Below are 11512 nucleotides of genomic sequence, written 5' to 3' on the forward strand. Positions count from 1 at the left end.
ACGGAATCGTCTGCCGGAACTCGTCGGCAGGTTTCCGGAAGGCGCCGCAGACGCTCGATGAGCAGATTGGCCTCACCGGGCCGGCAGTCCGCTTCATGGCTCGGGATCAACGCAGGATAGCCAGACGCGAAAGCCCGAAGCCCATGTGCAGGATGACCCTAATCAATCGCAGTTCCGAGCCCGGCATTGTCTCCGTGGCGATATTCAAGCGGCCAATCATGCAGGCGGCGCTGGGCACGATTGCCTGGAAGGTGATTTCGCTGCTGCCGGATGTCCCGGCGATTGTGCAGATTGACCGTCGTCACCGCTTCGAAATTCATTCCCGTGCGGAAGTCGGCATTGCGCAGAGGGAAATCGTTCCACATGTCGAATTCGACGAGGTAGGCCTAGATTGCGATGTCGAGGGGCAATCGCAACTCAGCATCGCGGTGCGGACGATTCAGGTTGAATCGGTCAACTACGGGAATGTGCAGGTCGGCAATCGCACTCAGGATGAGCTGTGGGTGTCGGTGCTCAATGACTCTGCGGCGATCTATCCGCCATTCGTCATTCGTCCCGGGCAGGTGCGCCGGGAAAATCTGCGTCAACCTTTTTATCTCGCGGTGATTCCGCCGGGCGTGTCTCCCGGGGATCGTCTCGACAACATTGATCTTCTTGCCACGCAGATGCGCGTGGTTGACGGCGCCGTGGCCGTCATTCGAGGCAATGACCAGCGCCGGTCGATCGAATTGTTCCGTGGCACGGATATGCAGGTCCAGTGATGCGGAAGCCCAATTCCAGCATCCGATTCATGGAGGAAACAGAAATGAATCTTGAATTGCTCCCGCTGCACGCGCCGCTCCCGCTGCTTCCGACCCACGCGGTGCCCGGGCCTTCCGATCACGAGCTTGCTGTCGAATGTCTTGAGCGGGTCATCGGCTCGGCATCGTTTGCCCGGGCGCGCCGGTTGCGTCGCCTGTTGCGTCATATCGTCGATGCGACGCTGCGCGGCGCGAGCCGTCGGGAACTGAGCGAAATGGCGATTGGACTGACCGTCTTCGACCGCGAGCCCGCCAGCTATGACCCGGGCCTCGATCCGATCGTGCGGGTACAGGCGCGCCGCCTGCGCGACAAGCTGGCGGCCTACTACCGCGACGAGGGCGCCGCCGACCCCTTGCGCATCAGCGTGCCGAACGGTGCCTACGTGGCGAGCTTCCAGCGTCAGCCCCTGCATGACTCGCTCATCGCCGAGACCCAGCCGGCCAATGATCCACGGGCCGGCTTCGACGCTCCGGAGTCTCGGCGTCGCCTGTTCCTGGTGACGCCGCTCATCTGTCACGACTGCGATCCGGCCGGACTGGCCTTTGGTGCACAACTCAACGATGAACTGCGCCAGCGGCTTGCGGCGCGAGCCGCTCCCGGCGGACGACAGGTGCTTTTTCATGACCGCCCGACCGAATTGCGCATGCTCGAAAACGCCGATCAGGACTACTGCCTGCTCGAAGGCAGCATCCGTCATGTCGATGATGTGGCGCGGGCGGCGTTGCGCCTGTCGCGCTGCGACGATGGCAGGGTGCTGTGGACCGGACAGTTCGAGCATCTGCGCGACGGCTTCGGCGACAGCAGCGCGCTGTGCGCAACGCTGTTCGGCGCGATCGACGCGCTGTGCCGGCTGCTCGACTGACGCCGCCGCGCACATTCCGGGAGCGGCGGTGGGTTCGAGACCTGCCTCGATGGCGCGATGAGCCATATTGGTCCGACCACTGACCATGTGACTCCCTCACGATCGCGCGATCCGAAGTGCTCAACCGCCCGGCGGGGCAATTCCACCGTCTTCCCTGAGCGGCCGCGGGGGTAAGTAGTTATTCGGTTGCCTTTCATTGCAATTGTCCGGGACACTCGCCACGTGCCGGCGCGACACGCTGGTCACACCACCAAACCAGTGGCCATCCGTCGCTGGCCAAACCAACAAGTGGAGACAGAGTGAGTCCCTTTCTGCGATTCGCTCACGGTATCGACGCGCTCAACGAGCGGGTCGGGCGCGCCGTGGGCTGGCTCGTGCTCGCGGCGGTCGTCATCAGCGCCGTCAATGCCGCCGTACGCAAGGCGTTCAATTACAGCTCGAACGCCTTCCTCGAAATCCAGTGGTACCTGTTCGCCGGCGTGTTCCTGCTCGGCGCGGGCTACACGCTGCTGCGGCAGGAACATGTGCGCATCGACGTGCTGCTCTCCAAGTTCAGCCGTCGCACCCAGGTGAAGGTCGAGCTGTTCGGCTTCGTGGTGTTTCTCGCGCCCTTCGTGCTGCTGGTGCTCGATCTGGGCTTTCCGTTCTTCCTGCGCGCGCTCAACTCGGGCGAGATGTCGGCGAGTTCGGGCGGGCTTATCCGCTGGCCGGCCTATCTGCTGATTCCGGTCGGCTTCGCGCTGCTGGGGCTCCAGGGCGTGTCGGAGTTCATCAAGCGGCTCGCCTTCCTGGCGGGCAAGGCACCCGATCCGGGCATGAAGACCGAAGGCAAGACGGCCGAGGAAGAACTCGCCGAGTTCCTGCGTGCCCAGCAGGAGGCGGCCAAATGACGGAATTCCTCGCGTCCAACATGGCGCCCGTGATGTTCGGCGGGCTGATCTTCTTTCTGCTGGTCGGCTTTCCGGTCGCGTTCTCGCTCGCGGCCTGCGGCCTGTTCTTCTCGATCGTCGGCATCGAGCTGGGCGTGCTGCCGCCGTCGCTGATGCAGGCGCTGCCGCTGCGCATCTTCGGGATCATGCAGAACGAGACGCTGCTGGCGATCCCGTTCTTCACCTTCATGGGGCTCATCCTGGAGCGCTCCGGCATGGCGGAAGACCTGCTCGACACGATCGGCCAGCTGTTCGGCCCGATCCGCGGCGGTCTGGCCTATGCGGTGATCTTCGTCGGCGCGATGCTCGCGGCCACCACGGGCGTGGTCGCGGCCTCGGTCATCTCGATGGGGCTGATCTCGCTGCCGATCATGCTGCGCTACGGCTACGACCGCCGCGTCGCCTCGGGCGTGATCGCCGCGTCGGGCACGCTGGCGCAGATCATTCCACCGTCGCTGGTGCTGATCATCATGGCCGACCAGCTCGGCAAGAGCGTGGGCGACCTCTACAAGGGCGCCTTCGTTCCGGGCTTCGTGCTGACCGGCCTGTACGTCGGCTACATCCTGCTCGTCACGATCTTCAGGCCGCAGATGGCGCCGGCGCTGCCGGCCGAGGCGCGCACGATCCGCGAGGACGACGGCACGAGCGGCCTGAAGTCGCTCGGCGTGCTGACGGTGGTGTCCACCGCCGCCGCGATCTTCTTCGCGAAGTCGCGCCCGGCCGCGACGCCGACCGATGAACTCATCGTCACCTCGATGTGCGTGGGCATCGGCATCGCCTTCGTGCTGTCGCTCGCCAACAAGCTGTTCCGGCTCAGGCTGCTGAGCAACATGGCGGAGCGCGTGACCTTCGTGCTGATCCCGCCGCTGGCGCTGATCTTCCTCGTGCTCGGCACCATCTTCCTCGGCGTCGCGACGCCGACCGAAGGCGGCGCGATGGGCGCGGTGGGCGCGCTGATCATGGCCTTCTCGCGCCGCCGGCTCGACATCAAGCTCATGAAGCAGGCGATGGACAGCACGCTCAAGCTGTCGTGCTTCGTCGTGTTCATCCTGCTTGGCTCGACGGTGTTCAGCCTCGTGTTCCAGGGCGTCGATGGGCCGCGCTGGGTCGAGCATCTGCTCACGCAGCTGCCCGGCGGCCAACTCGGCTTCCTGATCGTGGTGAACCTGCTGATCTTCGTGCTCGCGTTCTTCCTGGACTTCTTCGAGCTGAGCTTCATCGTCGTGCCGCTGCTCGGGCCGGTGGCCGAGAAGCTGGGCATCGACCTCGTCTGGTTCGGCGTGCTGCTCGCGGTCAACATGCAGACCTCGTTCATGCATCCGCCGTTCGGCTTCGCGCTGTTCTATCTGCGCTCGGTCGCGCCCATCAAGGACTACATCGACCGCATCACCGGCAAGCAGGTGGCGCGCATCGAGACCACGCAGATCTACTGGGGCGCCGTGCCCTTCGTGATCATCCAGATCGTGATGGTCGGTCTGATCATCGCCTTCCCGGGCATCGTCGGCACCACGGCGGTCGAGGCCGGCACGATCGACCCCGACAAGGCGCTCCAGGAAATGACCACGCCCGGCGGCGAAGACCCGTTCGCACCCCAGCCCTACGAGACGCCCGCCGAACCCGGTGCCGCTCCCAGGTCCGACGGTGCCGCTCCCGCCGCGCCGGCCACCGAGCCGGCGCCCGAGGAAGACCCGATGAAGGCTCTGGAACGCGAACTCAAGAACGAAAAGAAGAACTGAGATCGAGAAATCCGCGGCGCGGTTCGCAGGTCCGTGCCGCCACCGATCCCCGGCCGGGCAAGCTCCCGGCCACCACCCGAGGAGACAGCAGCAAATGGAACGTCGATCGTTCATCGGCAAGACCGGCCTCGCCGGCATCCTGGCCGCCGGCAGCGCGCCGGCCATCGTCCATGCCCAGACCGCGCTGCGCTGGCGACTCGCGTCGAGCTTCCCGAAGTCGCTCGACACGATCTACGGCACGGCCGAAGTGTTCGCCAAGAAGGTGGGCGAGCTGTCGGGCGGCAAGTTCCAGATCTCGGTGCATGCGGCTGGCGAGCTGATGCCGGCCTTCGGCGTCGTCGATGGCGTGCAGCAGGCCACCGTCGAGATGGCGCACACGGCGCCCTACTACTTCTTCGGCAAGGACGACACTTTCGCCCTCGGCTGCTCGATTCCGTTCGGCCTGAACTCACGCCAGATGACGGCGTGGATGTACGAGGGCAACGGCCTCAAGCTGATGCGCGCCTTCTACGCCAAGTACGACATGATCAGTTTCCCGGGCGGCAACTCGGGCGCGCAGATGGGTGGCTGGTACCGCAAGCAGGTCAAGTCGCTGGAGGACATCAAGGGCTTGAAGATGCGCATCTCCGGCTTTGCCGGAAAGGTGCTGGAGCGCATGGGCGGCGTGCCGCAGAGCCTGCCGGGTGGCGAGATCTACCAGGCGCTCGAAAAGGGCACGATCGACGCGGCCGAATGGATCGGCCCGTATGACGACCTGAAGCTCGGCTTCAACAAGGTGGCCGGCTTCTATGCCTATCCGGGCTGGTGGGAAGGCGGTCCGCAGTTCGACTTCTTCATCAACCACAAGGCCTACGAAGGGCTGAGCGCCGAATACAAGGCCATCGTCGAGGCGGCTTCGGCCTACGCCCACATCGACATGCAGGCCAAGTACGACCAGCGCAATCCGATCGCGCTCAAGACGCTCGTCGCGGGTGGCACCAAGGTCGTCCCGTTCCCGAAGGACGTGATGGATGCGGCCTTCAAGCATTCGATGGACATCTACAGCGAGCTGAACGCCAAGAATCCCGAGTGGAAGAAGATCTACGAAGACCTCGCGGCCTTCCGCAAGGACCAGAACCTCTGGTTCCGCTTTACCGAGGCCACCTTCGATCGCTACATGCAATCGGTGCAGCTGTAATTGACCGATTTCCGGCCTGATTGGCCGGGCAATCTCCGGAACGGTCGGCATCGCGAGATGCCGGCCGTTTTGCATTTGGACTGAACAAACCCGGCTGGCACAGCGGAAACAATGAATTCCGCACGGAATCGGCCTTTCTCCGGCCCGGCCTGCTGGCAGGTCATGACGGCGGTTTCAGGAGCGAGGCGGATGTCGTTGGTGCTGTCGCCCGTCGTGCCGTGTGACGTGTTTCCGCAGGCAAGCGTGACGGATTTGCCGGCCCTGTGGCGGCCCGTCGCGGCGTGAGCGTGCATTCGCAAGTGAATTGCCGACTATTTCTCTTTCCCATGCCGGTGCGGGATTGGATTCGGCGCCCAAGATGTAAAAGGATTGTGTTTGGTGTTGCAATCAACCGATCGAATGTGCTTCCGCAATTCGCCGGGCATTGCAGGGCCTCATCCTCGGAATCAGAGAAACATGTCAGGGCTGCCGAAAGAAACGGTCGAATCGATGGATATCGACGGCCAATGGTCCGCGCAAACGCACGCGGCGGACCGCATCCAGGAATCGCCGAAATGGCCGGCGCATCGTCCGGCGCCCGATTTCCGCGCCCACGAACGGGCCTTCGTCAGGCGGCTGCTGCTGCTCATGCTGCTGTCGAGCCTGTACTTCGTGCTCGGCTGGCAGCGGCTCCAGCCCGAATCGGTGGCGCGCTGGCTGGCGCCCGACCACGCCGAGATGCAGGAACCGGCGCGCGAGAACTGCGCCCGCTACGCCGAGGACGTGAACTACGAGATCGTGCCGCTGGACCGCGAGCTGAGCGCGGCGACGGATCGCGGGCGCGCAGGCATCTGCGCCTGGCGCGCCGAGATTGCCGACATGCTGGGCATCGCCTCCGGCGCGGGCACGACCGAGATCGCCGGCCTCGAGGTGGAGCAGGCCGGCTTCCCGTGGTCCGAGGTGGAGGTGACGCTCACGCGGCGCAGTCTTGCGCGGCTGCCGGATGGCCGGCTGCGCCGTCTCACGAGCGACGAGCGACTGCGGGTGCGCAACGTGCTGTTCGGGCGCGAGATTGTCCATGTGGCGGTGCGCGTGCGGCTTGACGACGATCGACCGACGGGTTTCTGAACGGTCGGAACGACAGGTCGGCGCAGTTACCATCGCGTCCCCCGCGTGCGTGTGCGCGCGGCGCAATCCAAGAACGCTCAGGAGTACGCGCATGCAGCGACGCGCTTTCATTGGCAAGACCGGCGTGGCCGGCATCCTGGCCGCGGGTGCCGCCCCGGCCGTGGTCCATTCGCAATCGACGATCCGCTGGCGTCTGGCCTCCAGCTTCCCCAAGTCGCTCGATGCGCTGTTCGGCACCTCGGAACACCTCGCGAAGAAGGTGTCCGACATGACCGGCGGCAAGTTCCAGATCTCGGTGCACGCGGCTGGCGAGCTCGTCCCGCCCTTCGGCGTGGTGGACGCGGTCCAGAACGAGACGGTCGAGATGGCGCATACCGCGCCCTACTACTTCTTCGGCAAGGACGACACCTTCGCCATCGGCTGCGCGATTCCCTTCGGCCTCAACTCGCGTCAGATGACGGCGTGGATGTTCGAGGGCAACGGCCTCAAGCTGATGCGCGAGTTCTACGGCAACTACAACATCGTCAACCTGCCGGGTGGCAACACGGGCGCCCAGATGGGCGGCTGGTATCGCAAGCAGGTCAAGTCGGTGGCCGACATGAAGGGTCTGAAGATCCGCATCTCGGGTTTCGCCGGCAAGATCGTCGAGCGCATGGGCGGCGTGCCGCAGAGCCTGCCCGGCAACGAGATCTACCAGGCGCTCGAAAAGGGCGCGATCGACGCGGCGGAATGGACGGTGCCCTACGACGACCAGAAGCTCGGCTTTCAGCGCGTCGCGCCGTTCTATCACTACCCTGGCTGGTGGGAAGGCGGCCCCGAGCTCGACTTCTTCATCAACAGCAAGGCCTGGAACGCGCTGCCGGCCGAGTACCGCGCGGTGCTCGAAGCGGCCGCGAGCAGCGCCCACGTGTGGATGCAGGCGCGCTACGACGCCCATAACCCGGCGGCGCTGAAGCAACTCGTGCAGGCCGGCACCAAGGTGGTCGGCATGCCGAAGGACGTGCTGGACGCGGCCTTCAAGCACACGATGGACATCTGCAACGAGCTGAGCGAGAAGAACCCGCACTGGAAGAAGGTCTACGCCGACTATTCGGCGTTCCGCAAGGACCAGAACCTGTGGTTCCGCTTCTGCGAGGCGGGCTTCGACCGCTACATGCAGGCGGCGTCGCTCTGATTCAGGCGTTGACGGCGCAGGCGCACTCCAGCGCCGTCACGAGCCGGGCGACCTGATCGGCCAGTGCCGCCACGTCGTCGGTGTCGGGCGCGGCGGGTTCGTGCCCGTGCGGCGCCGGCGCGCGCAGGGCTGCTTCCAGCGCGGTGGCGGCATCGCGCACGAGCTGCGCACCGATGCTGCCGGCCGCGCTCTTGAGCGTGTGCACCAGGACGGCGAGCCGGGCCGGATCGGCCGAGGCCTCGCGCAGCCGGGCCGGATCGTCGCGGTGGGTGTCGGCGAACAGCCGCAGCAGCCGCACATAGGTCGCGCTGTTGCCGCACACGAGTTCCAGGCCGGCGCGCGTGTCGAGGCCCGGAATGCGCCGCAGCCGGTCGAGTGCAAGCGATTCGGGATCGGCGGTGATCGCCGGCCGGGCCGCGCTGCTGGCGCCGCCTGCGGGGAGCCAGCGCAGCAGCGTGGCGTAGAGCGTCTGCGGATCGGTCGGCTTGGTGACGAAGTCGTTCATGCCGGCGGCGGCGCAGGCTTCGCGGTCCTGCTCGAAGGCATTGGCGGTCATGGCGATGATGGGCAGGGTCGCGCGCCCCGGCAGGGCGCGGATCGCGCGCGTGGCGTCGAGGCCGTCGAGATGCGGCATCTGCATGTCCATCAGCACGAGGGCGTAGTCGGCGTTCTCCACCTTGCGCACGGCGATCGCGCCATCCTCGGCCACATCCACGGCGAGTCCCACCACCATGAGCTGCTCGACCGCGACTTCGCGGTTGACCGGATGGTCTTCGGCCAGCAGCACGCGCTGGCCAGCATGGCGCTCGCGCAGCAGCGTCTCGGCGCGCAGCGCGCCCAGGCTCGGTTCGGTCGTCACGCCGGCGCGTCCGCGCGCGAAGCGGGCGGTGAGCCAGAAATGGCTGCCGATACCGGGTTCGCTGCTCGCGCCGGCGTCACCGCCCATCAGCCGCGCGAGCCGCAGCGTGATTGCCAGCCCGAGCCCGGTGCCGCCGTGCCGCCGCGTGGTGGAGGCGTCGGCCTGCTCGAAGGCCTGGAACAGCCGGGGCAGCTCGGTCGGGTCGATGCCGATGCCGGTGTCGATCACCTCGAAGCGCAGCATCACCTCGTCGTCGGCCTCGTCGACGATCTCGGCGCGCAGCACGATGCGCCCGTGCTCGGTGAACTTGACCGCATTGCCCGCGTAGTTGAGCAGTGCCTGACGCAGACGGGTCGGATCGCCGCGCAGCCAGGCCGGCGCGCCTTCGGCCTCCACCACGAGCTCGATGCGCTTGGCCTCGGCCTGGGGCTGGATGATGGAGCGCACATGGTCGAGCACCGCGCCGAGCGCGAAATCGGTCTGCTCGAGCCTGAGCTGGCCGGCCTCGATCTTCGACAGGTCGAGGATGTCGTTGATGATCGACAGCAGATGGTTGGCTGCGGCGTCGATCTTGCCGAGCTTCTCGGTCTGCTCGGGCGTGGCGCCGCCCCGGCGCAGCAGCCGCGCCAGACCGAGGATGGCGTTCATCGGCGTGCGGATCTCGTGGCTCATGTTGGCCAGGAACTCGCTTTTCGCGCGGTTGGCGTCTTCGGCCTTGCGGCGCGCCTCGGCCAGCTCGCGGGTGCGGCTCTCGACCAGTTCCTCCAGCCGGTGGCGGTGGGCTTCGAGTTCGGCCTGGTCGCGCTGCTGGGCGGTGACGTCCTGCTTCACGGCGACGTAATGGCTGATGTTGCCGTCGGCGTCGCGCAGCGGCGTGATGATCGCGATCTCGGTGTACTCGCTGCCGTCGCGTCGGCGGTTGAAGAACTGGCCGCGCCAGGGCCGTCCCGCGGTGAGCGTGGCCCACATCTCGGTGTAGGTCTCGCGCGGCGTGCGACCCGATTGAAGCAGCTTGGGATTGCGGCCCATGACCTCGTCGCGCTTCCAGCCGCTCACGCGCACGAAGGCGTCGTTGACGTACTCGATGTTGGCCGCGAGATCGGTGATGACGATGCTTTCCGGGCTCTGCTCGACCGCGCGCGAGAGCTGGCGCAGGCGTTCCCGGTCGCGCGCGCGGTCGGTCATGTCGCGCGAGATGCCGAACACGCCGATGATGCTGTCGCCCATGCGCAGCGGGCCCTTGGTGGTGGAGAGCACGCGGGTCTCGCCGCCGCTGACGAGGTGCATGTCGTAGCGCTCGGTGCGGCCGGTCTCCATCACGCGGCGGTCGATGGCCATGGCCGCGGCCGCTTCGGCGGGCGGCAGCAGGCTGCGGTCGTCGCGTCCGAGCACCTCGGCCTCGCCGCGGCCGAGATGGCGCGCGGCGGCCTCGTTGAACAGCAGGTAGCGGCCCTGCTCGTCCTTGGCGTAGATGGCGTCGTCGGTGCTGTGCACGAGGCTGTCGAGCAGGCTGAGCGTGCGCACGCGCGAGTCCTGGGCTTCGCGCGCGTTGCGCTCGTCGGCGAGTTCGCGCTGCTGCTGGCGCAGATGCATGACGCTGGCGGCGAGCATGAACGCGGCCACGCCAGCCAGCACCACCCAGAGCGTGTCGCGCAGCGTGCCTTCGAGCAGTTCGGCGCGATCCATCTTGGCGACGACCAGCCAGTCGCTGTCGGGTACCGGCCTGACCACGCCCAGCACGGCATCGCCACGGTAGTCGCGGCCCCAGCCCGATTCGCCGGCATGCAGCTGGCCACGCACGAACTGCGCCGCCAGCGAGCTGCCGCCCGTGACCGGCAGGCGGATCGCGAGCGGCTCGTGCTGACCGCCACGCGGGGCCGACAGCAGGCGCAGCTCGTCGCCTTCGTAGCGGTAGAGCGCGGTCTCGCCGGTGCGCGACTGGCCGGGCCAGTCGGCCAGCATCGGTTCGAGGGTGCGCAGCGGATCGATGCGCATCACCACGGCGGCCACGGCCTCGCCGTCGCGGCCGGTCAGCACGGCGATGAAGTCGAGCCGAGGGCGGCCGTCTGCGTCGAGATAGGGGCCGACGTATTCGCCGCGTGCCACCGCGTCGGCCGAGCCGTCGAGCGGCCGGCTCAGTGCCGAGCCGAGGCCGGCGGCCAGTTCGGGCGGAATGCGGTCGATCCCGGTGTCGGTCGACCATAACGGCCGACCGTCCGGGCCGAGCAGGGCGACATCGTCGACCGGATGCACCGAGCGGAGGGTATCGAGCTGTTCGGCCAGCGCGCTTCGGGCGGCGGCATCGCCATCGCGCCAGCGGCGCGCCAGATCGGCCCAGACCCGGTTGTCGCGCACGAAGCGTGCGTCGGACAGGCGTTCACCGAGCCAGTTGCCGAGCTGATGGGTGCGCAGATCGCCCACCGCCTCGATGCGCGCGAAGGCCGTGTCGCGGTGCTGGACGTAGGACAGATAGATGCCCAGCAGCGTGAGCGGCGCGATCACCAGAGCCGGCAGCAGCGTCGCGGTGCCAAGAAAATGGGGGCGGCCGCGCGTCGCGCGCGGGGACCGACCCGTGGTCCCGCGTCGCAGCAGCAGGCGGTAGAGCAGCCAGGCGCTGAGGCCGATGAAGCCCAATCCCTTGCCCACGCCGACCAGCGCCTGCAAGGACGGATCGCTGACGAAGCGCGCGAGCGCCAGATCCGACAGGAAGATCCACGCTGCCGAGGATGCGGCATAGGCGAGGGCGATCGCGCCCGCGGTGGCGCGCTCGGCGGTCGGGACGTCGTTCGGCCGCTGGGGGCCGGGGGGCGATGACAAGTTTCCGCTCCGGTCTTGCGAGTCTGGTGAGCTCGCATTCTAGGAGGGCG

At 67.0% G+C, this 11512-nt stretch carries 8 protein-coding genes; 7 read left to right on the top strand and 1 reads right to left on the bottom strand.

From position 1 onward, the window contains the following. Nucleotides 1–152: 152 nt before the first annotated feature. The 7 genes from H566_RS0109205 to H566_RS0109235 all read left to right on the top strand — a co-directional run bounded on the left by H566_RS0109205 (nucleotide 153) and on the right by H566_RS0109235 (nucleotide 7786). A complete protein-coding gene (locus H566_RS0109205; protein ID WP_156924353.1) occupies nucleotides 153–761 on the top strand; it encodes a hypothetical protein in 609 nt (202 codons plus the stop codon). Nucleotides 762–805: 44 nt separating this feature from the next. Continuing rightward, complete coding sequence (locus H566_RS0109210; protein ID WP_156924354.1) at nucleotides 806–1663, top strand: hypothetical protein; 858 nt, start codon at nucleotides 806–808, stop codon at nucleotides 1661–1663. A 299-nt stretch (nucleotides 1664–1962) separates the two neighbouring features. Further along, nucleotides 1963–2553 (top strand): TRAP transporter small permease subunit, encoded by a 591-nt coding sequence (locus H566_RS0109215; RefSeq protein ID WP_028311212.1) that lies wholly within the window; start codon nucleotides 1963–1965, stop codon nucleotides 2551–2553. Beyond that, nucleotides 2550–4328, top strand: coding sequence for a TRAP transporter large permease (locus H566_RS0109220; RefSeq protein ID WP_028311213.1), 1779 nt, complete (start codon nucleotides 2550–2552; stop codon nucleotides 4326–4328). The genes H566_RS0109215 and H566_RS0109220 overlap by 4 nt, the downstream gene beginning before the upstream one ends. 94 nt (nucleotides 4329–4422) lie before the next feature. Continuing rightward, a complete protein-coding gene (locus H566_RS0109225) occupies nucleotides 4423–5505 on the top strand; it encodes a TRAP transporter substrate-binding protein (protein ID WP_028311214.1) in 1083 nt (360 codons plus the stop codon). 489 nt (nucleotides 5506–5994) lie between these two features. Beyond that, on the top strand, nucleotides 5995–6612 hold the full coding sequence (locus H566_RS0109230) for a hypothetical protein (protein ID WP_028311215.1): 618 nt from the start codon (nucleotides 5995–5997) through the stop codon (nucleotides 6610–6612). Nucleotides 6613–6703: 91 nt separating this feature from the next. Further along, on the top strand, nucleotides 6704–7786 hold the full coding sequence (locus H566_RS0109235; RefSeq protein ID WP_028311449.1) for a TRAP transporter substrate-binding protein: 1083 nt from the start codon (nucleotides 6704–6706) through the stop codon (nucleotides 7784–7786). Between the two features lies 1 nt (nucleotide 7787). Here H566_RS0109235 and H566_RS27405 read toward each other — a convergent pair whose 3' ends face one another. After that, nucleotides 7788–11462: a PAS domain S-box protein gene (locus H566_RS27405; RefSeq protein ID WP_051378437.1), complete on the bottom strand. Its 3675-nt coding sequence runs from the start codon at nucleotides 11460–11462 to the stop codon at nucleotides 7788–7790. Nucleotides 11463–11512: the final 50 nt, after the last annotated feature.

The sequence above is a fragment of the Derxia gummosa DSM 723 genome (genome assembly GCF_000482785.1).
GTDB lineage: Bacteria > Pseudomonadota > Gammaproteobacteria > Burkholderiales > Burkholderiaceae_E > Derxia > Derxia gummosa.